We start from the raw sequence: 26,188 nt of genomic DNA, 5'->3' as shown, positions 1-26,188 counted from the left end.
AGGATTAATAAACAACAGAGGGGAGACCCCTAAAAAGGAGAAAAAGTATGGATACTTTATTTATTCCAGGTTGGTTGATTACCGGCCTAATAGTCGCAGTTATTATTTTGATTTTGCTTGTTAAAGGTTATGTGAACGCTAAACCCAACGAAGTCGTGGTCATTACCGGTCTTCGGAAGCAACGTCACTTGCGTGGGAAAGCTGGCTTTATGATTCCCTTTGTCGAACAACGCTCTTATCTTGATATTGAGCAATTCTCGACAGATGTTCGGACGTCAGAAGCAGTCCCAACATTGGACTTCATTAACGTCCGTGCCGATGCGGCTGTTAAATTAAAAATTGGTACAACCGATGAAATGATTGCCCGGGCTGCAGAAAACTTCTTGAACTGGAATACGACAGATATTTCCAACTCTGTTCAAGATGTCTTGGAAGGAAACCTGCGGGAAGTGATCGGTCAGATGGAACTACGTAAGATGGTCAATGACCGTCAAGAGTTTGCCTCAAAGGTGCAAGACAACGTAGCGCCAGACTTGGCTAAAATGGGTCTGGAAGTCATCGCCTTTACGGTTCAATCTTTCTCTGATGAAGGGGGAGTCATTGATAACCTTGGTATCGAAAATGTTGAAACCATCAAGAAGGATGCCTTGATTGCTAAAGCCAAAGCAGAACGCGAGCGCAAAGAAGTAGAAGCGGAACAAGATAAGCTAGCCAACGACAAACGCGTCGCAGCCGACCTTGAAATCGCGCAAAAACAAAATGAGTTGAAACTCAAACAAGCAGCCCTCAAGCAAGAAGCAGATATTGCTCAAGCCAAGGCAGATGCTGCGAAAGGGATTGAGGCAGAAGTGCAACGTCGTGAACAAGAGCGCGTGGCAGCTGAAGCCAACATCATGAAACAAGAGAAAGAAGCGGAAGTTAAGGAACGCGAAGTTAAGGTTCGTGAGCAAGAATTGGATGCCAACATCCGTAAGCAAGCCGAAGCTGAAAAGTATGCTCGTCAACAAGCAGCTGAAGCAGAATTGATCGAACGCCAACGCAAGGCGGAAGCTGAACTTTTCGAAACACAAAAAGAAGCGGAAGCTCGGAAAGCTCAAGCCGAAGCAGAGAAATTTGCCCAATTGCAAGAGGCAGAAGCCATCGAAGCCAAAGGTCGTGCAGAAGCTGAAGCCATTCGCTTGAAACTAGAAGCCGAAGCCAAAGGTTTGGACCAAAAGGCAGAAGCGATGAAGAAAATGCAAGAAGCAGCCATTACTGAAATGGTCGTTGATAAGTTGCCTGAAATTGCGCGTGCTGTCGCTGAGCCATTGACCAAGGTGGATAAGATCACCATGTATGGTGAAGGAAACGCCTCTAAGATGGTGGGTGATATCATGCAAAGTATCGATCAAGTCTCTCAAGGAGCTGGATTTGATATCCGTCAATTACTAGCAGGAGCTCTTGGGGTCAATATGACGGTCAACAAACTCAAAGAAGGAGAACAACCGGTCATTGAAGCGGATGAATTAGCTTCAAAAGAAGATTAATGCCATTCATAAGTAAGTGTCTGAGAACTGTTTCTCGGGCACTTTTGTTTTTAAGATCAAATGACTTGTATGATCTTCTCTCTCTTGGAGAAGTGGGAAGCTATTTTCTACTTTCATTTGATGTCAAAAAATGGTAGAATATAGGCAAACTATAAAGAGGAGTGTCACATGACTAAAGCAAACTTTGGTGTTGTTGGTATGGCCGTAATGGGTCGTAACCTTGCCCTTAATATTGAATCTCGTGGATACACAGTTGCTATCTATAACCGTAGTAAAGAAAAAACAGAAGATGTTGTTGCTTGCCATCCTGAAAAGAACTTTGTGCCAAGCTATGATATCGAAAGCTTTGTAAACTCAATCGAAAAACCACGTCGTATCATGCTCATGGTTCAAGCTGGACCTGGTACAGATGCGACCATCCAAGCTCTTCTTCCACACTTGGATAAAGGCGATATCTTGATCGATGGAGGAAATACTTTCTACAAAGATACCATCCGTCGTAATGAAGAATTGGCCAACTCTGGTATCAACTTTATCGGTACCGGTGTCTCTGGTGGTGAAAAAGGTGCCCTTGAAGGTCCTTCTATCATGCCTGGTGGACAAAAAGAAGCGTATGAATTGGTAGCAGACGTTCTTGAAGAAATCTCTGCCAAAGCACCAGAAGATGGCAAACCATGTGTGACTTACATCGGTCCTGATGGAGCTGGTCACTACGTGAAAATGGTCCACAACGGTATCGAGTATGGGGACATGCAATTGATCGCAGAAAGCTATGATTTGATGCAACACTTGCTTGGACTTTCAGCTCAAGATATGGCTGAAATCTTCACTGAGTGGAACAAGGGCGAATTGGACAGCTACTTGATCGAAATCACGGCTGACATCCTTGGACGTAAAGATGATGAAGGTCAAGATGGACCAATCGTAGACTATATTTTGGATGCTGCAGGAAACAAGGGAACTGGTAAATGGACTAGCCAATCAGCGCTTGACCTTGGTGTGCCATTGTCACTCATTACGGAGTCAGTATTTGCACGTTACATTTCTACATACAAAGAAGAACGTGTACACGCTAGCAAGGTGCTTCCAAAACCAGCTGCTTTTAAATTTGAAGGTGATAAGGCTGAGTTGATCGAAAAGATCCGTCAAGCCCTTTACTTCTCAAAAATCATTTCATACGCACAAGGTTTTGCACAATTGCGTGTTGCATCTAAAGAAAACAACTGGAACTTGCCATTTGCAGACATCGCTTCTATCTGGCGTGATGGCTGTATCATCCGTTCTCGTTTCTTGCAAAAGATCACGGATGCATACAACCGTGATGCAGACCTTGCTAACCTTCTTTTGGATGAGTACTTCTTGGATGTCACTGCTAAGTATCAACAATCTGTTCGTGATATCGTAGCTCTTGCGGTTCAAGCTGGTGTGCCAGTCCCAACCTTCTCAGCAGCCATCACTTACTTTGATAGCTACCGTTCAGCAGATCTTCCAGCCAACTTGATCCAAGCACAACGTGACTACTTCGGTGCTCACACATACCAACGTAAGGATAAAGAAGGTACCTTCCACTATTCTTGGTACGACGAAAAATAATTGTAGGTTATGACAAAGCGGATATTACTAGTAGAAAATGAAAAGAATTTAGCGCGCTTTATTGATTTAGAACTTCAGAAAGCAGGCTATGTAGTTGATTTGGTAGAACAAGGGGAAATGGCCTTGAAACTCCTGCAGGCTACAGAATATGATTTAATTCTTCTCAATTACGAACTAGAAGATATGAGTGGGGAAGAGTTTGCCCAGCGTCTGAGCAAGATTCGTCCTGCAGCAGTCTTGATTGTCTTAGATAGTCGTGAGAAAATTTCAGAGCATATGGAGAGTATCCAACGATTTGCGGTATCTTATGTCATCAAACCATTCGTGATCAGTGATTTGGTTGAGAAAATCGTCGCTATTTTTAGAGGCCGTGATTTTATTGACCAACATTGTAATCAGATGAAAGTTCCCACTTCCTATCGGAATTTGCGAATTGATGTCGAGAATCATATGGTGTATCGGGGAGAAGAAGTAATTGATCTGACACGTCGTGAATATGATTTATTAGCAACTTTGATGGGAAGCAAACATGTCCTTAGTCGGGAGCAACTCTTAGAGCGGGTGTGGAAATATGAGAGTACAGCAGAAACCAATATCGTTGATGTCTATATTCGCTATCTTCGTGGGAAAATAGATCTTCCAGGACAAAAGAGCTATATCAAAACTGTCCGAGGTGTCGGCTACCAAATGCAAGAATAACAACAATCCCTTTGATGAGAAATCTCAAAGGGATTTTTTTGTTTGTCAAAAAAGAAGAAAGAAAAATTTTTAAAAAAATTTTTTTAAAATCTTGTGAAAGAAGCAAACGTTTGCCTGGATTACAGTATTCCCAAGGCCTTTGTATATAATGTTTGTGAATTAAAAATTTACATGTAAGGGCTTTACAAAAGAAAAAAAAGTGGTATAATAGTAAGTGAAATATGCAAACGTTTTCTCGTATTGCGGGCATTTCAATTTTATAAGGAGGTCGAATGATGAATAAACAATCATTCAAAAGTCTATTAAGCTTTGAATTTTGGCAAAAATTCGGTAAAGCGTTGATGGTGGTCATTGCAGTTATGCCGGCGGCAGGTCTGATGATCAGTCTTGGTAAAACCATTGCAATGATTAATCCAGAACTTGGTTTCTTGGTAACTACCGGTGGTGTTCTTGAACAGATCGGTTGGGGGGTTATCGGAAACCTCCACATCCTCTTTGCTCTCGCTATCGGTGGTAGCTGGGCGAAAGAACGTGCGGGTGGGGCCTTTGCAGCAGGTCTATCCTTTATCCTGATTAACCGGATCACTGGTGTGATGTTCGGTGTAACAGGAGATATGCTGAAAGATCCAGAAGCGAAGGTGAAAACACTTCTTGGTGGATCTATCAAGGTTGCTGATTACTTCACGAGTGTGTTAGAATCACCTGCCTTGAATATGGGAGTTTTCGTTGGGATTATTGCCGGTTTTGTAGGGGCAACAGCCTTTAACAAATACTACAACTACCGCAAGTTACCAGATGCCCTATCATTCTTTAACGGGAAACGCTTTGTTCCATTTGTCGTTATCCTTCGTTCTGCAATTGTGGCTCTTATCTTGTCATTCTTATGGCCAGTAGTCCAAACAGGAATTAACAACTTTGGTATTTGGATTGCTAACTCAAAAGAGACTGCTCCAATCTTAGCACCATTTGCTTTCGGTACCTTGGAACGTCTCTTGCTTCCATTTGGTCTTCACCACATGTTGACTATCCCAATCAACTACACACAATTGGGTGGTACTTATGAAGTGTTAACTGGTGCAGCAAAAGGCACTCAAGTATTTGGTCAAGATCCACTTTGGTTGGCTTGGATTACAGACTTAGGAAATACAAAAGTTTCTGACCCTGCTACTTACCAACACTTGTTGGATACTGTCACACCTGCTCGTTTCAAAGTGGGACAAATGATCGGTTCATTCGGTATCTTGATGGGGGTTGCCCTTGCCATTTACCGTAATGTAGACCCTGATAAGAAACACAAATACAAAGGGATGATGATTGCGACTGCTCTTGCAACCTTCCTCACAGGGGTTACAGAACCAATCGAGTACATGTTTATGTTCGTAGCAATGCCTCTTTACCTCGTTTATGCAGTGGTACAAGGTGCAGCCTTCGCGATGGCAGATATCGTCAATCTCCGTGTCCATTCATTTGGATCAATTGAGTTCTTGACTCGTACACCAATGACCATTAAAGCTGGCCTTGGTATGGACATCTTTAACTTCATTTGGGTAACGATTCTCTTTGCTGTGATCATGTACTTCATTGCAAACTTCATGATCCAGAAATTTAACTACGCAACTCCTGGACGTAATGGAAACTACGAACAAGCTGAAGGAGATGTAGATGCATCTGAAACTTCAGGTTCAGGTAAAGTGGCCGCTGCTTCTCAAGCAGTTAACGTGATCAACCTTCTTGGTGGTCGTGCCAATATCGTCGATGTAGATGCATGTATGACTCGTCTTCGTGTGACTGTTAAAGACGAAACAAAAGTCGGAACAGAAGAACAATGGAAGGCTGAAGGAGCAATGGGACTTGTCATGAAAGGACAAGGTGTCCAAGCGATTTACGGTCCAAAAGCGGACGTCTTGAAATCAGATATCCAAGATTTGTTAGACTCAGGTGAAGTGATTCCTGAAACTCTTCCAAGTCAAAAGACAGCGGCTCAACAAGCAGAAGTTGCCTTTAAAGGGGTGACGGAAGAAGTTCACTCAGTTGCTGAAGGACAAGTCATTGAATTAGAAAAAGTTCAAGATCCAGTCTTCTCACAAAAAATGATGGGTGACGGATTTGCAGTTGAACCAGCAAATGGTCAGATTGTTTCACCAGTAGCTGGTAAGGTGACAAGCGTCTTCCCTACCAAACATGCGCTTGGTTTGGTAACAGAATCTGGTCTTGAAGTCCTCGTTCACATCGGTCTTGATACTGTAAGTCTGGAAGGTAAACCTTTCACAGTGAAGGTAGAAGAAGGCCAAACAGTGGCGGCGGGAGACCTATTGGTAGAAGCAGATTTGGATGCTATTCGTGAAGCTGGACGTGCAACTACAACAGTTGTAGTCTTCACAAATGGTGCAGCTATTCAATCTGTCACTCTTACACAAACTGGTCAACTTCCAGCAGATGCTGTGGTTGCTAAGGTTGAATTATAATCTATGAGAGTTATTCCTTGTATCTATTGGATACAGGGAATTCTCTATTAGGAGAGTAGGATCATGAAATTTTTAACTTTAAACACTCATAGTTGGATGGAAGAAAATCCCCAACAAAAATTTGAGGACTTATTAAAAGACATTCTTGCAAAGCAATACGATGTGATTTGTTTCCAAGAAATAAATCAGACCATCGAAAGTCCAGTTGTTCCTGTTAATGACTTGTACCATCCAACTCCTTCTGCGGAGCCGATCCATCAGGATCACTATGTTCGTTGTTTAGTTGAAAAATTAGAAGAAGAAGGATTGAGCTACCACTGGACATGGGCTTATAACCATATCGGCTATGACCGTTATCATGAAGGCGTGGCGATTCTATCGCGTACCCCAATCCAGGCAAGCGAACTCTTGGTTTCAGATGTGAATGATCCAACAGATTATCATACACGACGGATTGCCATTGCAGAAACCCAAGTTGATGGGAAAGACATTGCTGTTGCCAGTGTTCACCTCTCTTGGTGGGACAAAGGCTTCCAGCAAGAGTGGGCGCGTTTAGAAGAACGCTTTAGCCAATTGCAAAAGCCTTTGATTTTAGCTGGGGACTTTAATAATCCAGCTGGGCAAGAAGGTTATGAAGCCATTTTAGCGAGCCCGCTAGCTCTTCAAGATAGCTTTATTGAAGCTCGCCAGACCAAGGGGACTTACACTGTAGGTCCTGGAATTGATGGATGGGATGATAATCAAGTACCCTTGCGGATTGATTATATTTTCACCTCAAAAGAATGGGTTATCGAACGGCTAGAAGTTGTGTTTGATGGTTCTAGTCAGCCTCTCGTTAGCGACCATTATGGTTTGTCAGCTGACTTGTATTTACCATAATATTCAAATCCCTATCCCTCCAGGAGGCTAGGGATTTTCTTTATTTCCCTTGCTTTCACTTTAGCCCTAAATATGATAGAATAAAGTATTAAGAAACGATAAGGAGGGTGTCCATGCGGTGTCCAAAATGTGGCGGAAATAAGTCTAGTGTTGTAGATAGTCGCCAGGCAGAAGATGGGAAAACGATTCGTAGAAGAAGAGAATGTGATGAATGTCATCATCGCTTCACCACTTATGAACGAGTAGAAGAGCGGACTCTTGTTGTGGTGAAAAAAGATGGCACCCGGGAACAGTTTTCTAGAGATAAAATATTTAATGGGATTATTCGATCTGCTCAGAAACGTCCCGTGTCGAGTGACGAAATTGAGGAAATTGTGGGGCGAATCGAACAAAAGATTCGTAGTCAGAGTGAAAATGAGATCCAGAGTGACTATATCGGATCACTTGTCATGGACGAGTTAGCAGAATTGGACGAAATTACCTATGTTCGATTTGCGAGTGTCTATCGTAGTTTCAAGGATGTTGGTGAATTGGAAAGTCTCTTAAAGCAGATTACCAAAGGAACGAAGAAGAAAAAGGAAAAATAGATGAAGCCCAATACTTCATTTTCTTTCTTGAAGAATAATTATTTAGCGCCTACAGGAGCCTCTTTCACGCATCTGTATGGACCAATATTAGGTGTTCAAGCAAGTCAATTATATACTTTTCTGCTGAGTCTCTATGATCAGGGGAAAGAAAAACGGCTGATTGCTGTTGTTTTAAATCATTTGGATCTAGGGTTCGCTCATTTTCTCGAAAGTCTAGACCGTTTGATTGCCATGAATTTACTAGAGGTTTTTGAGACAGATGAAGGACTTCAGTTCCGATTTTTGGCTCCGCTAGAAGCAGATCAATTTTTCGCGAATGTCGCTTATCAGAAGTTGCTGGAGAAAAAAATAGGAGAAGCAGCAGTTCGTGACTTGCTTCCTGAAAAACCAGAGGGAGAGAAACGGAAGGTGAACTTTGCCTCTGTTTTTGGGATTGATGGTGTTTCGACCCCTCAGAGGAAAGTATCTTCCTTCAGTTTAGAGCACTTTAAACAATTAATGGTGCGGGATGGCCTTCGTTTTGAGAACGAACAAGAGGACCTCTTAGTTCTTTATGCCATCACCGAAGAGAAGAATTGGACTTGGTACGAGACCTATCTGTTGGCCAAAGAGACAGCGGTTAATTTGGTCATTTCGACCAAACGGATGAGACAAAAACTGACCCAAGAGCCACAAGAAAAAGGTAAGGATGAGTTCACTCCGCAGGAAAGAGCTATTATCCGGGAAGCTAAAAATAAGACTAGTCGTCAATTTTTAGCAGGAATTAAAAAAGCGCGTAAGGCTGTTGTGACCCAATCAGAACGCCAAGTAATTTCTGACTTGGCCCGTTTAGGCCTGTTAGATGAAGTTATTAATGTGATCTTGTTGTTGACCTTTAACAAGGTTGCTTCCGCCAATCTCAATGAAAAGTATGCCTTAAAAGTTGGAAATGACTTTGCTTATGAGGGGATAAAGACGGCTGAGGAGGCAGTTCTGAAGATCCGCCAGCGCCAAGACTCCCATTTACAAAAAGCAAAAGAGAAAGTAGCTAAGAGTGGGTCAGCGACAGGAAAGACCAATGTTCCGAAGTGGAGTCAGCCTAACTATACCAATCAGACTAGCCAAGAAGAACAGGCTAATCTGGAACAACAAAAACGAGCCTTGCTCGAGAAATTAAATCAAGGAGGGGAGTAAATGGAGAGCGTAGGGAAAACCATGTCCCAGATGAATCGATCACAGCAGTTCAATTATGAAGAATTGGTAGCTCAAATTCTCGCCGAACCTGAGATTGCAACCTTTATTCAAAAGGAAGGTTTATCGGATGTAGAAATCCGTCGTAGCATTTCCAAATTTAACCAATACATCAGTGAGCGCAATCGCTTTGTCCTTGGGGATGCAGATTATATTGCAAGAGGGTATAAGCCTGTTTTAGTAATGAATGAAGGTTATGCGGATGTTTCCTATGAGGAGACACCTGAATTAATCGAGGCACAAAAACAAGCCGCTATCAATAGACGCTTGCAGCTGATCAACTTACCAAGCACCTTGAAGGAAGCTTCCTTAGCCAAAGTCGACTTGGATGATCGTGGGCGCTTTGGGGCCTTTGAAGAATTAGCGAATTTTGTCGCATCTTATCCTCAAGCTCGTAAAGGGATTTTTCTATATGGAGATTTTGGAGTTGGGAAAAGTTATATGATGGCAGCCCTTGCCCACGACTTATCTGAAAAACGGCAGGCTTCTTCAACGATTCTGCATTTTCCAAGCTTTGTCATCGATGTCAAAAATGCCATTAATACAGGCCAAGTTAAAGAGATGCTGGATCAAGTCAAGAAGGCTGAAATCTTGATTCTTGATGACATTGGGGCAGAGCAAATGTCGCCTTGGGTGCGGGATGAAGTCTTGCAAGTGATTTTGCAACACCGGATGCAGGAGATTCTTCCAACCTTCTTTACCTCCAATTTCAATTTTGAAGACTTGGAACGTCATTTTGCTACGTCTCGGAATGGAGATGAGACTTGGCAAGCCAAACGTGTCATGGAGCGAATTAAGTTCCTGGCTAAAGAAGTGCGCCTAGAAGGAGAAAATCGCCGATGAATACTGTTATTGATTTGATGAAATCTCACTCCTCTGTCCGTCGCTTTAAAGAGGAGGATATCAAGGAGGAAGATCTTCGAGCGATCCTAACAGCTGGGCAAATGGCTTCCTCTTGGAAAAATTTTCAGTCCTATTCCATCATCTTAGTGAGAAGCCAAGAAAAGAAAGAGGCACTGTATCAATTTGTCCCTCAGGAGGCCATCCGTCAATCCTCTGTCTTCCTATTGTTTGTAGGAGATCTCAATCGAGCTGAAAAAGGGGTTCGGATGCATACGGATCAATTCCATCCAGAAGGACCGGATAATTTGTTGATTACTTCTGTAGATGCGGCCTTGGCAGGTCAAAATACTTTGTTGGCTGCAGAGAGTTTAGGCTATGGAGGGGTCATTATCGGCTTGGTGCGTTATCAAGCTTCTGAAGTGGCTAAATTATTTAATTTACCAGACTATACCTATCCTGTCTTTGGGATGGCTTTAGGAGTGCCAAATCAGAACCATCCTGTGAAGCCCCGCCTTCCTTTGGAAGCTGTTGTATTTGAGGAAAGCTATCAAGTGCAGACTCCTGAGGTGATTGAAGCCTTTGACCAAGTACAGACTGCCTATGCTGGAGCACGGGCAACAGATACTTGGAGTCAACGCTTGGCTGCCCAATTTGGACAGGAGGAACCAGTTGCTACGGCAGAGTTATTAAAGAAACACCAACTAGAAAAATAAGAGAAAAGAGGATACCATGGCTTTACCTACTGTTGCCATTGTAGGACGTCCAAATGTCGGGAAGTCAACGCTCTTTAACCGGATTGCCGGTGAGCGGATTTCCATTGTCGAGGATGTCGAAGGAGTTACTCGGGACCGTATTTATGCAACGGCGGAGTGGCTCAACCACCAATTTAGTATTATCGATACTGGCGGGATTGATGACGTGGACGCACCTTTCATGGAGCAAATCAAGCACCAAGCTGAGATTGCCATGGATGAAGCCGACGTCATTGTCTTTGTAGTATCTGGAAAAGAAGGGATTACCGATGCGGATGAATATGTCGCTCGGATGCTCTACAAGACTCACAAACCAGTCATTTTAGCAGTCAATAAAGTGGATAATCCAGAGATGCGAAATGACATCTATGATTTCTACGCTCTAGGCCTGGGAGAACCCTTGCCAGTGTCATCTGTACACGGGATTGGTACAGGGGATGTCTTGGATGCCATCGTTGAAAATCTTCCAACGGATCGCGAAGCAGAAAATCCAGACGTCATTAAGTTTAGTTTGATTGGTCGTCCAAATGTTGGAAAATCAAGCTTGATCAATGCCATCCTTGGAGAAGACCGCGTCATTGCTAGTCCTGTGGCTGGGACTACGCGAGATGCTATTGACACCCATTTCACGGATGCTGAAGGCCAAGAATATACCATGATTGATACTGCAGGAATGCGGAAATCTGGTAAGGTCTATGAAAATACAGAGAAGTATTCTGTGATGCGAGCTATGCGGGCTATCGATCGTTCGGATGTAGTCTTGATGGTCTTGAATGCGGAAGAAGGTATTCGAGAGTACGATAAGCGGATTGCTGGATTTGCCCATGAAGCAGGAAAAGGGATGATTATCGTGGTCAATAAGTGGGATACCCTTGAAAAGGATAACCACACCATGAAGCAATGGGAAGATGATATTCGCGATCAATTCCAATATCTTTCTTATGCTCCCATTATCTTTGTCTCTGCTTTGACCAAACAACGCTTGCACAAGCTACCAGACATGATCAAGCAAATTAGTGAGAGCCAAAATACTCGCATTCCTTCAGCTGTCTTGAACGATGTCATTATGGATGCTATTGCCATTAATCCGACACCGACAGATAAAGGAAAACGCCTGAAAATCTTCTATGCGACTCAGGTTGCTACCAAGCCACCAACTTTTGTGGTCTTTGTCAATGAAGAAGAACTCATGCATTTCTCTTATCTTCGTTTCTTGGAAAATCAAATTCGGAAAGCCTTTGTCTTTGAAGGAACCCCGATTCATTTGATCGCTCGGAAACGGAAGTAGGGCTTTATGAAAATTTTGAAACAAGGACTCCTGCTTGTTATCACATTTTTTGTATTTCTGGGACTGACAGCTTGTAGCCTTGAAAGAGAAGAAACCTATGAGAAAAAATTTAAAGACAGTCTTGTTCGAGTGACTATTCGACATAGATCCAATCAAATGATCTCTGAAGAGTTTTGGGCTGATAATTTTAATGTACATATTGAAGATGACTCTCAACTCGAATATATTAAAAAAGAAATTGTTGACCCTAAAAGAGGAATCTCGGGCTATACAACAGATGTGAGTCGGACGAAAGAGGATGGACTGATGATTCATACCAAAATCGTCTACCAAGACTTAGATGTTGAAGCCTTCAATAAAGCCAACGATGAGAAAAAAACGATTGGAGAACTGGCCGACTATTCAGACCATATCAAGAACCTCAAAAAAGAAGGTTTTAAGAGAATAAAATAAAGAGAGTGGGACAGAAATCGGTAATTCGTAAGAATTCGATTTCGTCGTCCCACCTCCGCACAGTTGAGTAGGGCTGTAAAAACTGATGAAATCAGCGTAGTAGAGCCCACTCAACCACTGCGTCTTGCTCGACAATCCAAAGACAATTGAGAGGCTAGGACTTTTGTCCCAGCCTCTTTTTGAATGAAAAAAGAAAAGTGGACTTAGATGATTGTAAAATGAGGTATTGAATTCTTTGCAATTCTTTGTCTTCTTTTTCTATTTTAGAGGGGATATGATATAATAAGGAGATAAACATAAGGTGGTAAATATGGCAAAATTAATTCCTGGGAAAATCCGTTCAGAAGGAATCCTTCTCTATGAAAACGGCAAAGTAACCCTACAGGAAATGAAAAATCAGTACCTCTATTTCAGAATTGACAATGACTCCCTCCGATATAGCCTGGATGATCAAGCAATTTTTTGTAGTTGTGATTTTTTCCAGAAGAAAAAATTCTGTGTGCATTTAGCTGCGGGTGAAGCCTTTTTAAAAAATGATGAAAAAGGGAAGGAACTCTTGCTTGGTTTGGAGCAAGATGCAACAGAAAGCCAAGAAACAAAGGAAAAAGTATCCTTTGGAAGTTTGTTTTTAGATCAGGTCCTACCAAAAATTGAAAGTAAAGAGATCCGTTTTGGTCTCTCAGCAACCGGTCATGTGGACGACTATTCTGGTCAGTTTTTGTGGACCCTTCGTATCTATCGCAGACCGGATGAGAGAACGTATGTAGTGCGGGATGTTGTGGCTTTTTTGCAAGCTATCAGAAAACAGTCCCATTTTGCGATTGGGAAAAGTTATTATGAGCCGATTTCCTATGCGGCCTTTGACCCTGAAAGTCGCGCCTTGATACGATTCTTAGAAGGGTTATTATCGGGGGACACGGTACATGATGCTCTATTCTTTCCAAATGGAGGTCGTCACCTTTACTTTCCAATGAGCTTCTTTGAAGAGGCTGTGCAATTATTGATGGATTTACCGTCCTTTACCCTTGAAGTCGGGATGGATACCTATCAGGAAGTTTTCTTTCAAGAACTCCAGGAAGATTCAGGCTTGTTTTCTTTCCAAGTCGTGGAAATGAAGGAGTTTATCGAACTACAGGTCCAAGTGTCTTCCTATAAAATGGTGGAAGGTCGCTTTCTTTTGGCAAATGGCCATTTCTACCAAATCTCGCCCCTTCAAAAGATTTTGATTGAGGCGGTTCAGAGTTTACCCCTATCCAGTGATCAGAAGAGACATGTTCAGTTTGATTTGTCGGATCAGACCAAATTGACCTATAGCTTAGAGCAATTCAGGAAAATTGGTGAGGTGAAAGCACCAAGTAACTTCTATATCCATGATTTTCAACCTCACTTCACCTTCGATTTATCTGAACAGGGAGAAGTGTTGTTAGAAGTAGCATTTGTCTACGAAGATTGTATCGTTTGCTCTGACCAAGAACTTAAGAATCTGCCTTATTCCAGTAATTTTGATAAGGAACGTTTGGTTTTTGAAACCATTTTGGCAGCTGGTTTTACCAATCACTTTCAAACCAAACGGTCTCCTCTTCTTCCTAAACAAATCTATCCTTTCTTTCAGCAGACCCTTCCATTATTTGAACAACTAGGAGAGGTGGACGCTTCGGAGAAATTGTTGGATTTGTATCAGGTGGAGAAGCCCAAGATTGACATTCAAACCAGTGGACGACTGCTTGAAATCGGTTTTGAATTTGACTCCATTGATCCTTCTGAAGTTGACCAAGTCATGAGTGCCTTAATCGAGAAGAATGACTATTACATCAGTCAAACAGGGAAGGTCCTTATCTTTGATGAAGAAACCAAGCGTATCAGTCAGACCTTATTGAATCTTCGCGCAAAGAAGACAAAAACAGGTCAGTTGCAGACCAATCGCATTGCAGCTTTCCAGCTCTCCCAGTTATTTGAGACAGCTGACAATGTCCGATTTTCTGAAGAGTTTCGTCATTTGGCTCATGATTTGATTCATCCAGAGCAATTTCCATTAGGTAAGCTGCAAGTAACAGCTAAACTACGAGATTATCAGGAAGTAGGAGTCCGCTGGCTATCCATGCTCAATCACTACGGCTTTGGGGGAATTTTGGCAGATGATATGGGACTTGGAAAGACACTCCAGACTATTGCCTTTCTCTCGAGTGTTGTGACAGCAGATTCTAAGATTTTGATCTTAGCTCCATCTAGTTTAATCTATAATTGGAAAGAGGAGTTCGAAAAGTTCGCCCCACAAATGAAAGTAGAGGTCATTTATGGCCTTAAAGCAAGTCGCGACGAGATTATTGCAAGCAATCCTCAGGTAGCGATTACCAGTTATGCTTCCTTCCGTCAGGACGTAGAGCAATACGAAAAAAATCAGTACCAATACTTAATCTTGGATGAAGCGCAGGTCATGAAAAATTCCCAAACCAAAATTGCTCAATACTTACGGAAATTCGATGTTCCTCATACTTTTGCTTTGTCGGGAACACCAATAGAAAACCATGTGGAGGAACTCTGGTCGATTTTCCAAATTGTTCTTCCTGGTTTATTTCCCGGTAAAAAAGAATTTAAACAATTGAGTCCAGAGACCATTTCTCACTACGTCAAGCCTTTTATCATGAGACGGAAAAAAAGTGAAGTCTTGCAGGAACTTCCGGATCTGATAGAGATGACCTATAAGAATGAATTGGCTGACGATCAAAAAACAATCTATTTGGCTCAGTTGAAGCAAATGCAAGACCGCATTCTAAGCTCTTCTGAAGAGGAACTCAATCGCAGTAAGATGGAAATCTTATCTGGCCTGATGCGTCTTCGTCAAATTTGTGATACGCCATCCCTCTTTTTAGAGGATTATACTGGGGAAAGCGGGAAGTTGGATAGCCTTCGAGAACTGCTAGAGCAGATCAAAGACGGCAACCAACGTGTCTTGATCTTCTCACAATTTAGGGGTATGTTGGATATCATTGAAAAAGAGTTGGATGCTCTGAAGATGACTTCTTTTAAAATCACGGGATCTACGCCAGCTAATGAACGCCAAGACATGACCAATGCCTTTAATTCCGGTCAAGGAGATGCCTTTCTCATTTCCTTGAAAGCAGGTGGAGTTGGTTTGAATTTGACAGGTGCGGACACGGTTATTCTAGTTGACCTATGGTGGAACCCTGCGGTAGAAGATCAAGCCATTGGCCGTGCCCATCGAATGGGACAAGATAAGAATGTTGAGGTCTACCGGATGATCACTCGAGGGACCATTGAAGAAAAAATACAAGAGCTCCAGACCAGCAAACGTCATTTAGTTTCTACCATATTAGATGGTACCGAAACGCGCTCTAGTCTTTCTATTGAAGAAATTCGGGAAATTTTGGGTATTTCGGTGGAATAACTTGAAAAATAAAATGAATAGTTTATAATTAATGAAGTGTCGAAAGGAAGAAGAAGGATGACGGATAAGCATTTCCCACAAGTAGCAGATGATGAAATCATGCTAACTCAAATGCCCCATATGAATTTATATGATGACGGGGACTTCATTAGTAATATTCTTGGAGAGTATACAGATAAAAATTATTTAGAATGGGAGCCGATTGCTACTGGAAAGACTGCAGAGCAGCCCTATCAGAAATCCCTTCAAAAGTCTCTTCAAAAACCATTTGAAGTGCCCAAGTCAAGAAGGCAGCCAATGGCTCCGGATTTCAAGGAACCTGTTGATAAAAAGAGCCCGGCAAATCGCTACGCAGAAGAGGCGCGTGAAGCAGCGCGAGCTGATTTGAAAAAGAAGCGAACGGCTCCTTATTTAACAGCAGATATTGCCTCTAAACCCAATCGGAAAAAATTCACCCCTTCTTTCATACCAAAAGTGAAGCCAACAGCTCCTTTTCAAAAAGAAAATCCAGGTGAATTAATCAAATATGGCGAGCGACTGAAACAAGAGCAATTGATTCTTTTAGAGGAGGCAGAGGAACTTCCGGTTCAAGAGTCTCACCAAGAAGAAAAGCCAAAGAAGAATAATTATGATTTCTTGAAAAAGAGTCAAATCTATAACAAGGATCATCAAAACATCCAAACGAGACCCATTAAACAAGAACTCGATGTGACCAATCTGGACTAGCAGGAGGAGAAACTATGTCAAAAACATTTCATTTTATCGGAATAAAAGGAGCAGGTATGAGCGCCTTGGCTCTGATGCTCCATCAGATGGGACACACTGTACAAGGATCTGATGTGGAGAAATACTACTTTACACAAAGAGGTTTAGAGCAGGCAGGGATTACCATTTTACCATTCAGTGAAGAAAATCTTACCGGTGATCAAATCTTGATCGCAGGGAATGCGTTTAAACCTGAAAATAATGTAGAGATTGCTTATGCAGATGCTCAAGGCTACACCTATCAACGCTACCATGAATTCTTGGGTGAATTTATGCGTGATTTTGTCAGCATGGGAGTAGCAGGAGCTCACGGGAAAACTTCTACTACAGGGATTTTGTCCCATGTCTTGTCTAATATCACAGATACCAGCTATTTGATTGGTGATGGAACTGGCCGTGGTTCCAAAGGTGCTAAGTACTTTGTCTTTGAATCAGACGAGTACGAACGTCACTTTATGCCTTACCACCCAGAGTATTCGATTATCACCAATATTGATTTTGACCATCCTGACTACTTTACTGGCCTAGAAGATGTCTTTAATGCCTTCAATGATTATGCCAAACAAATCTCCAAAGCCTTGTTCATCTATGGGGAAGATCCTGAGCTTCGTCGGATTACAGCTAATGCCCCAATCTATTACTATGGCTTTGAAGAAGAGGGCAATGATTTTGTAGCCAGTGATCTCTTGCGTTCTACTACTGGATCAACCTTTACTGTTCACTTCCGTGGAGAAGATTTGGGACAGTTCCAAATCCCATCCTTCGGACGTCACAATATCATGAATGCTACAGCGGTCGTTGGTTTGCTTTATATCGCTGGATTCGATCTTGATTTAGTTCGGGAACACTTAAAAACATTTGGCGGGGTCAAACGTCGCTTTACAGAAAAGATTGTCAACGATACCGTCATCATTGATGACTTTGCCCACCATCCAACTGAAATCATTGCTACTTTGGATGCGGCACGTCAAAAGTATCCAAGTAAGGAAATCGTAGCGGTCTTCCAACCTCATACCTTTACTCGGACGATTGCTCTCTTGGATGAATTTGCGGATGCCTTGAACCAGGCCGATGCAGTTTACTTGGCACAGATTTATGGATCAGCCCGTGAAGTGGATCATGGGGATGTAAAAGTGGAAGATCTAGAAGCGAAAATCATCAAGAAATCAGGTGTGATTACAGCTGAAAACGTTTCTCCACTCTTGGATCATGACAATGCTGTCTATGTCTTCATGGGAGCAGGAGATATCCAGACCTATGAATATTCATTTGAACGTTTACTTGGGAACTTGACCAATAACGTTCAATAAGGAGATACCATGCAACCAAACCTTAGGATTCGGTTTGCTAAAGAAATTGATTGGGATGAGATCGAACAGATCACGTCCCAAAATTTTTCTTTTCAAAGTGCTAAACGACAAGAACTGAACGGATTCAGGACCCTGGTCTTGGAATTTGAAGAGCAAGTGATTGGGAGTTGCCTGATTCAAACAGAGGATCAGCTCGAAAATCCCTCTTTAAAATTATTGTGGTTGGAAATTCTTCCAAACTTTAGAAAACAAGGTTTTGGTACCTTGTTACTGGCCTCACTCAAGTCTCTTGTAGCTCAAGAATCCTTGTTAGGAATTCATGTGCTCTGCCAGGAAGAACTGATTCCGTATTTTGAAATGAATGATTTCCAACTAGAGATAGGGGATAACGAAGAAGGAGTTGAGGGCTATCAACTAAGTTGGTGCCTGTCCCTATAGAAAGGAAGAAAAATGAACATTCGTCGTGCAACTATTGATGATTTAGAAGCCATTCTTGCCATAGAACTGGAAAATTTTAGTCCAGAAGAAGCAATAGATGAGACAGTGCTTGCCAAACATATCGAATCGTTTCATAATAGCTTTTTAGTGGCTGAAAAGGATGGCCAGCTCCTAGGCTATCTAGAAGGACCAGTTACTCAAAAGAGATATGTGGATGACCGTTCTTTTACAGTGGATGTAAGGGATGAGTCGCATCTAGCAGGAGGTTTTATTACCATTACAAGTCTTTCGATAGCTCAGTCTGCACAAGGCTTAGGGGTTGGGAAAGCCCTGCTTGAGACCATGAAGAGGGTTGCTTTAGAAGAAGGACGGGAAGGGATCAGCCTGACCTGTCATGATTACTTGATTGAGTATTATGAAAGGAACGGCTTTGTAAACGAAGGTCGCTCGGCCTCTAACTATGCTGGGGAAGTCTGGTACGATTTAGTATGGGAGGTCCCATCAAGTAAGTAATCAATAGGATTTGAGGCCCTCAAGCCTCGTTCCTATTGATTTTCTATCCCTTTTAAGATATAATATTAAGGATTATGACAAGGGGGGTCAAGTATTTGACTGATAACCAACAAGAGAATGAAAAATTATTAAGCTTTAAAGAGCGGATTCTCCGTGATCTTGAAGAAGCAAATAAGCAGATTGTACAGGTTGAAAAAGAATATGATTTACCTGTTCAAGAAATCTCTAGTCCAGAAAACAAAGAAGAAGAGACGGAAGGATCACTTCCTGAACTTGTGTCAGAAGAGTCCGAAGTTCAGGACAAAGTAGAAATTCCAGAGGAAGCAGAAGTACCAGAAGTTACGGAAATTCCCGACCTTAAAGGTAGAGAAGATGAAACTCAAGAAGAAACACCTCTACCAGTTCAAGAGCCAACTCGAGAACCAGAAGTCTCAAGTCAGCCCGTAAAAGTTTCGAAAAAAGAAACCCCGGTATCTAGTGTTTCGCGCAAGGATCGTGACCAACGTGTTCAGAAAAAGAAAAAACAGAATACTATTGCTAAACGAATCGTCTTGACGGTTCTAGGAATTCTTTTTGTCTTAATGGTTGCAACTGGAATTTTCGCAGTGACCTATGTTCGATCTAACTTAAATGCAATGGATGTCAAGTCTACAGAGTTTGTAACCGTTGAAATTCCTGCTGGATCTAGCAATCGTGAAATTGGGACTATCTTGGAGAAAAAAGGCTTGATTAAGAATGGTCAGTTCTTCAACTATTACACCAAGTTTAAGAATTATGGAAACTTCCAATCCGGTTATTTCAATCTACAAAAGAGTATGGATCTAGAGACCATTATTCAAAAATTGCAAGAGCAAGGGACCAAAACTCCGGAACCACCGGTCTTAGGAAAAATTACGATTCCTGAGGGCTACACAATTGATCAAATCGCGCAAGTGGTTTCTGTGGATGCTAGTTCTAAATCTGGTGCCAAGACTCCATATACGCAAGAAGAATTCTTAAAAGTAATCCAAGATGATGCTTTTATTGAAAAGATGGTAGCCAAATATCCTAAGTTACTAGCAACCTTACCGTCCAAAGAAAGTGGGGTACGCTATCGCTTAGAGGGCTATCTCTTCCCAGCTACTTACGGTTATGGAAAAGATAGTAAAATGGAAGATCTTGTGGACCAAATGTTAGCTGCAATGGACCAAAATCTTTCAGCCTACTATGACACTATGGAAGCTAAAAACATTGATGTCAATGAGGCATTGACTCTGGCTTCTTTGATTGAAAAAGAAGGCGCTACAGATAAAGACCGCAAGGATATTGCCAGTGTCTTTTATAACCGTTTGAATCAAGATATGCCTCTTCAAAGTAATATTGCCATCTTATACGCACAAGGTCAATTAGGCAAGAAGACGACTCTGAAAGAAGACGCAACGATTGACACCAATATTGATTCACCTTATAATATCTACAAGAATACTGGTTTGATGCCTGGTCCAGTAGATAGTCCAGGGCTATCTGCAATTGAAGCAGCCGTCAACCCAAGCAAGACAGACTACCTCTACTTTGTCGCAAATGTAGAGACAGGGGAAGTCTATTTTGCGAAAACTTTTGAGGAACACACTAAAAACGTGGAAGAACACGTGAATAGCAAATTAACAGAAAGCAGCTCAAACTAAGGAGGATGTGGCATGCCACACCTTTTTAGTTCGAAAAAAATAATAGAAAAGAGAAAAGAGAAATAAATATGGCAGAAAAAACCTATCCAATGACCCTTGCTGAAAAGCAAAAGTTAGAACTTGAATTAGAAGAATTGAAATTAGTTCGTCGTCCAGAAGTTGTAGAGCGGATTAAAATTGCTCGTTCATACGGAGACCTTTCAGAAAACAGTGAATACGAAGCAGCTAAAGACGAACAGGCTTTTGTTGAAGGGCAAATCTCCAGCCTAGAAACAAAGATTCGCTATGCTGAAATTGTAGATAGTGATGCAGTCGCTGTTGATGAAGTAGCGATCGGAAAAACAGTCACCGTAAAAGAAATTGGTGAAGACGAAGAAGATGTCTACATCATCGTTGGTTCAGCTGGAGCAGATGCTTTTGCTGGTAAGATATCAAATGAAAGTCCAATTGGTCATGCCTTAATTGGTAAGAAAACAGGGGATACTGTGACGATTGAAACTCCAGCAGGAAGCTACCAAGTGAAAATCTTGAACGTTGAAAAAACAGAATAAAAAGAGAGTGGGACAGAAATCGGTCATTCGTTAGAATTCGATTTCGTCGTCCCACCTCCGCACAGTTGAGTAGGGCTGTAAAAGCTGATGAAAGCAGCGTAGTAGAGCCCACTCAACCACTGCGTCTTGCTCGACAATCCAAAGACAATTGAGAGGCTAGGACTTTTGTCCTAGCCTCTTTTTTTATAGTAATGGAAAAGGCCGAGATATTATCTCGGCCTATTTGTATGTATTAGTTACGGTTGCGTTGTTTTCCAGCGTTTCGTTTTTTGTTTCCGTTAGTTGGAAGGGAACGTTGAGCGTTGGCTGGATTGGTAGGTGTGATATCTTTTTTTACGCGATGTCCATTGGATGCTGGAGCTTTTGGAGGATTGTTTTTATATTCCTCAGCTACTTGTTTCCGCAATCTTGGACGGATGAGGTAGTTGATGACAAATTGTTGAATAATTTGTACAAAACCACCGACTACCCAGTAGAGGGTTACACCAGCTGGTGCCATCAAAGAGAAGACTGCAATCATAATTGGACTCATGAGAGCCGTTTTCTTCATAGTTTCTCTTTGGGTTTCATCTTCGATACCATGGAGAGAGAGCATGCTTTGAATGTAGTAAAGAACAGCAACAACTAAGGTTAAAGCCAGACTTTTTGAACCGAGATCAATGCCAAGGAAACTGCTCTTGTTGACTCCTGGAGTATATTGAGCTGCAAAATAAAGAGCTGAGAAGAATGGCATTTGAATCAACAAGGGCAAGCATCCAATACCGCCGAATGGGCTGACGCCGTTTTCTTTTTGGGCATTCATCAATTCAGAGTTGGCAAGAAGTTTTTCTTCTTGAGTCTCTGCATTTTTGATGCGTTCTTGAATCGGTGCAAAGATCGGTTTGAGGTAGTTCATCTTTTCTGATTGGTAGGTTGCCTTCCAAGATTGATAAATACCTAGAGGGAAGATGATGATTCGAACGATTACGGTTACTAGGATAATCCCTAAACCAAAGCCAAGTCCAAGATCCGTCGCAAAGAAATTGATGGCTTCTCCCATTGGTTTTCCAATGAGATTCCAGACGAAACCGGTCGGTTGTTTGGTCGTCTTGTCAATGCTGACACATCCCGTTAAGAGGAGGAGGGCAGACAAGCTGAGGGCTGCAAGTAGATAACGTTTATATTTTTTCACGAGTTTTTATCCTTTAATTTTAAATAATACCTTTCTATTCTACTGTTTTTTTATCAAATTAACAATAGTTCTCTGGACTTAATTTGAAATTTTAAAATCTTTGTAGGGTTCGAAGTTTGCCAGATGGACGTCCAGATAAGAAACTTTGGAAAAAGGAGTAGGACCTTTTCGTATTTCTTGGATAAATTTGGCCATGAGGGCATTGTCTTCACAGGCGGCAAGGATAGTGACTGTGCCGTCATCATTGTTCCAGACCCGACCTGTAATGCCTCCGATTTCTAATGCTAAGCTATAAACTCCCCAGCGAAAGCCAACACCTTGGACCCGACCTTGGGCTGTCATTTCAACTTTTTGCATGCTTGTTCTCCTTGTGATTGAATTCCTACTCAGGACGGAGAAGCTCCTCCTGTGAATGTGGTATAATAGTCTTATGAATATTATAACCTCTAAGTCCAATAATGGGATTAAAAAAGTTAAAAAACTTCATCAAAAAAAATACAGAACAGACTCCTACCTCATCGAAGGATGGCATCTTTATGAAGAAGCTGTCAATCATCAGGCACCGATTGAACAAGTCTTTGTTTTGGAAGAGTTTGTAGATAAGATCAAGATAGATGCGAAGGTGTCCATCGTATCTCCTGAGGTTTTAGCAGAAATTTCTGATTCAAAAAGTCCTCAAGGAATTGTGGCTGAAGTCAAGATAAATCCGATCCACCATCTTCAGCTGACCCAAGGAAGGTATTTGTTGTTAGAGGATGTCCAAGATCCAGGCAATGTTGGAACCATGATTCGGACTGCTGATGCAGCAGGCTTTGACGGAGTGTTTTTAACCGATCAATCTGCGGATTTGTATAATATGAAAACCTTGCGCTCCATGCAGGGAAGTCATTTTCATCTTCCTGTTATCCGTTTAAACAGAGAGCAACTCTTGACAGGTATTAAAGAGAGCCAGCTCCCCATCTATGCGACCACCTTATCCAAGGACTCCGTTGACTATAAGAAAGTGGAAAAAGTCCCTGCTTTTGTGCTGGTCATGGGGAATGAAGGACAAGGTATTAGTGACCAGATGGCTGAGAAGGCAGATCAGCTGATTCATATCTCGATGCCGGGTCAAGCAGAAAGTCTGAATGTCGCAGTTGCAGCAGGGATTTTAATGTTTTCTATGATTTAAGAAGAGTGAGCTAGTTAGATTTAAGGAGGTAAGACTTGTGTATCAGAAAGATAAAGAATATATGGCTGAAGTGGGGCATTTGATTCAACACCCAAAACTTCAAAAATTAAAGGAAATTCCGCATCATATTCACTCCAATCGTTTGGAGCATTCTATTCATGTTAGCTACACTAGTTACCGCATTTCTAAGAAGATGGGCTGGGATACCAAAAGTACAGCGAGAGGAGCTCTTCTGCACGATCTTTTTTACTATGATTGGCGCCAAGTCAAATTCAATAAGAGCCATGCTTGGGTCCATCCACGAATAGCTGTACGAAATGCAAAAAAGATAACAAGCCTCAATAAAAAAGAAGAGGATATCATCCTCAAACACATGTGGGGATTGACGCTTGCTCCACCACGTTACAAAGAATCTTTCCTCGTGACCATGGTCGATAAGTACTGGGCTATCAAAGAAGCCTCAGAACCAATGAGAAAAAAGTGGTCAAAGAGGAGACTTTTCCATCGAAAAATGTTAAAATCATAATAATTTAAGTTTGAAAGGAATGATTGATTATGAATCAACAAACCGTTATCCACGAACAAAGTGGCCTTAATAGCTTTTATAGCAAAATTTATTCTCTAGTCGGAGTTGGAGTTGGAATCTCAGCTGTTGTATCAGCTTTGATGATGACCCTTTTCCAAGAAACCTTCATGTATATTCTAATTCAGGCTCCATGGGTCTACTATATTGCCATTGCCGTTGAATTGATTTTAGTCCTTGTCGCTTCTAGACAATCGGTGAAAAACAATCCCATGGCCTTGCCTCTCTTTTTAACCTATTCCGCTTTGAATGGTTTTACCTTGAGTTTTATCATTGCTCGCTATGCTCAAGCGACAGTTTATAAAGCTTTTGTAGTCAGTGCCTTGATGTTCTTCATCATGTCAGCGATTAGTCGTGTGACCAAAAAAGACTTGTCTGGAATGGGACGAGCCTTTATGGGAGCCTTGATTGGTATCATCATTGCTTCAATTGCGAATATTTTCTTACAAAGCTCTGGTATGGATTATGTCCTTAGCATCCTTTGTGTGATTATCTTTGCAGGTTTGACTGCTTGGGATAATCAAAAGATTCGTTATGTCTATGAACAATCCAATGGTCAACCAACCAATGGTTGGGTAGTTGCCTTGGCTTTGGAACTTTATCTTGATTTTATCAACTTGTTCATCAATATCTTACGTATTTTTGGACGCAATGATAAATAGAAAGAGCCGGGGAACCGGCTTTTTTTGTTGGAAAACTTGTGATATACTAAAGAAAATTGATAGAAATGAGAATCTTCAAATGAAACGTCCATTTATTAGCAGGGAGAAATTAAAACAAATTACTGAAACCTATCCAACTCCCTTTCACCTATATGATGAAGCTGGTATCCGGCAGACAGCTCGTGCCCTCCATCAAGCTTTTTCTTGGAATCCAGGTTTTAAAGAGTATTTCGCTATCAAAGCAACCCCTAATCCAGCCATCCTAAAAATCCTAAAAGAAGAAGGATGTGGCGTGGATTGTGCTAGCTATGTGGAATTGTTGATGGCTCAAAAATTAGGATTTACGGGCCAAGAGATTATGTTTTCTTCGAATAATACGCCGGCTGAAGAGATGGTCTTTGCCCGTCAACTAGGAGCGACTATCAACTTGGATGCCTACGAAGATGTAGCTTTTTTACAGTCAGTTGCGACTCTACCGGAGGTTATCTCTTGCCGCTATAATCCAGGAGGGGTGTTTGAACTGGGAACGGATATCATGGATCACCCTGAGGAGGCTAAGTTCGGCATGACCAAGGAGCAATTGATCCGAGCCTTCCGTGAGTTAAAAGACTTGGGGGTTAAGCGCTTTGGAATCCATGCCCTCTTGGCTTCGAATACCATCTCTAATGATTACTATCCAGAATTGGCTAAGCAATTATTCCAGTTGGCTGTAGAAGTTGTTGAAAAGACAGGGGTGACTTTGGATTTTGTCAACCTTTCTGGAGGGGTTGGAGTGAACTACAAACCAGAAGACCAGCCGAATGACATCGCTGTGATTGGGGAGGGGGTTCGTCGTGCTTACGAGGCTATTTTAATCCCTGCTGGCTTAGATCAAGTAAAAATTTATACGGAATTAGGCCGCTTCATGTTGGCACCACATGGCTTGTTAGTCACCCATGTCACCCATAAGAAGCAGACTTATCGGACCTATCTAGGAGTAGATGCTTCGGCTGTCAACCTCCTCCGTCCTGCTATGTACGGGGCCTACCACCATATCACCAATCTCGATCGTCCAGAAGGTGAGACAGAAGTAGTCGACATTGTTGGTAGTTTGTGTGAAAACAATGACAAATTTGCCAAGAATCGGGAGTTTCCTATCTCTGAGATTGGGGATCTCTTGGTCATCCATGATACAGGAGCGCATGGTTATTCCATGGGCTATCAGTACAATGCCAAGCTTCGCTCTGCCGAGATTTTATTAGAAGAATCGGGCCAAGCTCGTCTCATCCGACGGGCCGAAAAACCAGAGGATTACTTTGCAACATTGTATGGCTTTGACTTTGAAAAATAGGGCCTTTTTGGTATAATAGAAAATGTGTAAATATTGAATTTAGGAGAAAAACACTTATGTCTACATTTTTGACAATTTTATTGATTATCCTTGCTTTCTTTGGTGGGATGTTGGCAGGTATGTACCTACTTCGCAAGCAGTTTGAAAAAGAATTTGCATCAAACCCACGTTTGAATGTTGAAGCGGTTCGTACCTTATTGGGAGCTAGCGGTCAACGTCCAAGTGAAGCGAAGGTACAACAAGTTTACCGTCAAATTTTGAACCAACAAAAAGCATCTTTGAATACGAAGAAGAAATAAAAGCAAGACT

The 26,188-nt window shown here is 41.9% G+C and carries 25 protein-coding genes; 23 read left to right on the top strand and 2 right to left on the bottom strand.

The window, feature by feature from the left end; translation table 11 throughout:
- The first annotated feature begins 47 nt into the window (after window positions 1–47).
- From DW930_RS05070 to greA, 18 genes are all read left to right on the top strand, one after another.
- Window positions 48–1,526, top strand: a complete 1,479-nt coding sequence (locus tag DW930_RS05070) for a flotillin family protein (RefSeq protein ID WP_123159489.1) — start codon at window positions 48–50, stop codon at window positions 1,524–1,526.
- 168 nt (window positions 1,527–1,694) lie between these two features.
- The gene (gene gndA / locus DW930_RS05065; RefSeq protein WP_006151777.1) at window positions 1,695–3,119 is read left to right on the top strand and encodes an NADP-dependent phosphogluconate dehydrogenase; all 1,425 of its coding nucleotides are present in this window, start codon (window positions 1,695–1,697) and stop codon (window positions 3,117–3,119) included.
- Between the two features lie 9 nt (window positions 3,120–3,128).
- The gene (locus DW930_RS05060; protein WP_117744587.1) at window positions 3,129–3,818 is read left to right on the top strand and encodes a response regulator transcription factor; all 690 of its coding nucleotides are present in this window, start codon (window positions 3,129–3,131) and stop codon (window positions 3,816–3,818) included.
- Between the two features lie 275 nt (window positions 3,819–4,093).
- Window positions 4,094–6,283 (top strand): PTS transporter subunit IIBC, encoded by a 2,190-nt coding sequence (locus tag DW930_RS05055; RefSeq protein ID WP_117744892.1) that lies wholly within the window; start codon window positions 4,094–4,096, stop codon window positions 6,281–6,283.
- Window positions 6,284–6,346: 63 nt separating this feature from the next.
- On the top strand, window positions 6,347–7,162 hold the full coding sequence (locus DW930_RS05050; RefSeq protein ID WP_023024137.1) for an endonuclease/exonuclease/phosphatase family protein: 816 nt from the start codon (window positions 6,347–6,349) through the stop codon (window positions 7,160–7,162).
- Between the two features lie 113 nt (window positions 7,163–7,275).
- Window positions 7,276–7,749, top strand: a complete 474-nt coding sequence (gene nrdR, locus DW930_RS05045) for a transcriptional regulator NrdR (RefSeq protein ID WP_006595763.1) — start codon at window positions 7,276–7,278, stop codon at window positions 7,747–7,749.
- On the top strand, window positions 7,750–8,922 hold the full coding sequence (locus DW930_RS05040) for a DnaD domain protein (RefSeq protein ID WP_023024135.1): 1,173 nt from the start codon (window positions 7,750–7,752) through the stop codon (window positions 8,920–8,922).
- Complete coding sequence (gene dnaI / locus DW930_RS05035) at window positions 8,923–9,822, top strand: primosomal protein DnaI (protein WP_023024133.1); 900 nt, start codon at window positions 8,923–8,925, stop codon at window positions 9,820–9,822.
- Window positions 9,819–10,535, top strand: a complete 717-nt coding sequence (locus DW930_RS05030) for an NADPH-dependent oxidoreductase (RefSeq protein ID WP_117744584.1) — start codon at window positions 9,819–9,821, stop codon at window positions 10,533–10,535. The genes dnaI and DW930_RS05030 overlap by 4 nt, the downstream gene beginning before the upstream one ends.
- 16 nt (window positions 10,536–10,551) lie before the next feature.
- A complete protein-coding gene (gene der / locus DW930_RS05025) occupies window positions 10,552–11,862 on the top strand; it encodes a ribosome biogenesis GTPase Der (protein WP_117744583.1) in 1,311 nt (436 codons plus the stop codon).
- Window positions 11,863–11,868: 6 nt separating this feature from the next.
- The gene (locus tag DW930_RS05020; RefSeq protein WP_123159488.1) at window positions 11,869–12,315 is read left to right on the top strand and encodes a hypothetical protein; all 447 of its coding nucleotides are present in this window, start codon (window positions 11,869–11,871) and stop codon (window positions 12,313–12,315) included.
- 310 nt (window positions 12,316–12,625) lie between these two features.
- The gene (locus DW930_RS05015; protein WP_123159487.1) at window positions 12,626–15,721 is read left to right on the top strand and encodes a DEAD/DEAH box helicase; all 3,096 of its coding nucleotides are present in this window, start codon (window positions 12,626–12,628) and stop codon (window positions 15,719–15,721) included.
- Between the two features lie 57 nt (window positions 15,722–15,778).
- On the top strand, window positions 15,779–16,447 hold the full coding sequence (locus DW930_RS05010) for a hypothetical protein (RefSeq protein ID WP_023027160.1): 669 nt from the start codon (window positions 15,779–15,781) through the stop codon (window positions 16,445–16,447).
- 14 nt (window positions 16,448–16,461) lie between these two features.
- Entirely contained in the window at window positions 16,462–17,796 is a 1,335-nt protein-coding gene (gene murC / locus DW930_RS05005) for a UDP-N-acetylmuramate--L-alanine ligase (RefSeq protein WP_006595771.1), read from the top strand.
- Between the two features lie 9 nt (window positions 17,797–17,805).
- The gene (locus DW930_RS05000) at window positions 17,806–18,234 is read left to right on the top strand and encodes a GNAT family N-acetyltransferase (protein ID WP_023027159.1); all 429 of its coding nucleotides are present in this window, start codon (window positions 17,806–17,808) and stop codon (window positions 18,232–18,234) included.
- A gap of 12 nt (window positions 18,235–18,246) precedes the next feature.
- Window positions 18,247–18,747: a GNAT family N-acetyltransferase gene (locus DW930_RS04995; protein ID WP_023024124.1), complete on the top strand. Its 501-nt coding sequence runs from the start codon at window positions 18,247–18,249 to the stop codon at window positions 18,745–18,747.
- A gap of 74 nt (window positions 18,748–18,821) precedes the next feature.
- Window positions 18,822–20,411: an endolytic transglycosylase MltG gene (gene mltG / locus DW930_RS04990; protein WP_023024122.1), complete on the top strand. Its 1,590-nt coding sequence runs from the start codon at window positions 18,822–18,824 to the stop codon at window positions 20,409–20,411.
- Window positions 20,412–20,479: 68 nt separating this feature from the next.
- The gene (gene greA / locus DW930_RS04985; RefSeq protein WP_023024120.1) at window positions 20,480–20,962 is read left to right on the top strand and encodes a transcription elongation factor GreA; all 483 of its coding nucleotides are present in this window, start codon (window positions 20,480–20,482) and stop codon (window positions 20,960–20,962) included.
- A 232-nt stretch (window positions 20,963–21,194) separates the two neighbouring features.
- Here greA and yidC read toward each other — a convergent pair whose 3' ends face one another.
- Together yidC and DW930_RS04970 are read right to left on the bottom strand one after the other, a co-directional pair.
- Complete coding sequence (gene yidC / locus DW930_RS04975; protein ID WP_023024119.1) at window positions 21,195–22,133, bottom strand: membrane protein insertase YidC; 939 nt, start codon at window positions 22,131–22,133, stop codon at window positions 21,195–21,197.
- Window positions 22,134–22,211: 78 nt separating this feature from the next.
- Window positions 22,212–22,490 (bottom strand): acylphosphatase, encoded by a 279-nt coding sequence (locus tag DW930_RS04970; RefSeq protein ID WP_023024118.1) that lies wholly within the window; start codon window positions 22,488–22,490, stop codon window positions 22,212–22,214.
- Between the two features lie 73 nt (window positions 22,491–22,563).
- Between DW930_RS04970 and DW930_RS04965 the strand changes: the two genes are divergently transcribed.
- The 5 genes from DW930_RS04965 to DW930_RS04945 all read left to right on the top strand — a co-directional run bounded on the left by DW930_RS04965 (window position 22,564) and on the right by DW930_RS04945 (window position 26,178).
- Window positions 22,564–23,304 carry an RNA methyltransferase gene (locus tag DW930_RS04965; protein ID WP_023024117.1) on the top strand — a complete coding sequence of 247 codons (741 nt, stop codon included), beginning with the start codon at window positions 22,564–22,566 and terminating at the stop codon, window positions 23,302–23,304.
- A 61-nt stretch (window positions 23,305–23,365) separates the two neighbouring features.
- A complete protein-coding gene (locus DW930_RS04960) occupies window positions 23,366–23,830 on the top strand; it encodes an HD domain-containing protein (RefSeq protein WP_117744891.1) in 465 nt (154 codons plus the stop codon).
- Window positions 23,831–23,859: 29 nt separating this feature from the next.
- Window positions 23,860–24,549 (top strand): Bax inhibitor-1/YccA family protein, encoded by a 690-nt coding sequence (locus DW930_RS04955; RefSeq protein ID WP_123159486.1) that lies wholly within the window; start codon window positions 23,860–23,862, stop codon window positions 24,547–24,549.
- Between the two features lie 79 nt (window positions 24,550–24,628).
- Window positions 24,629–25,879, top strand: coding sequence for a diaminopimelate decarboxylase (locus DW930_RS04950; protein WP_123159485.1), 1,251 nt, complete (start codon window positions 24,629–24,631; stop codon window positions 25,877–25,879).
- 56 nt (window positions 25,880–25,935) lie between these two features.
- Window positions 25,936–26,178 carry a YneF family protein gene (locus tag DW930_RS04945; protein ID WP_006595782.1) on the top strand — a complete coding sequence of 81 codons (243 nt, stop codon included), beginning with the start codon at window positions 25,936–25,938 and terminating at the stop codon, window positions 26,176–26,178.
- The last annotated feature ends 10 nt before the right edge of the window (window positions 26,179–26,188 follow it).

This window comes from Streptococcus sp. AM43-2AT (assembly GCF_003603405.1).
Taxonomy (GTDB): Bacteria; Bacillota; Bacilli; order Lactobacillales; family Streptococcaceae; genus Streptococcus; species Streptococcus ilei.
The sequence above is the reverse complement of the archived record's forward strand: the minus strand, read 5'-3'. Positions and strand labels throughout refer to the sequence as shown.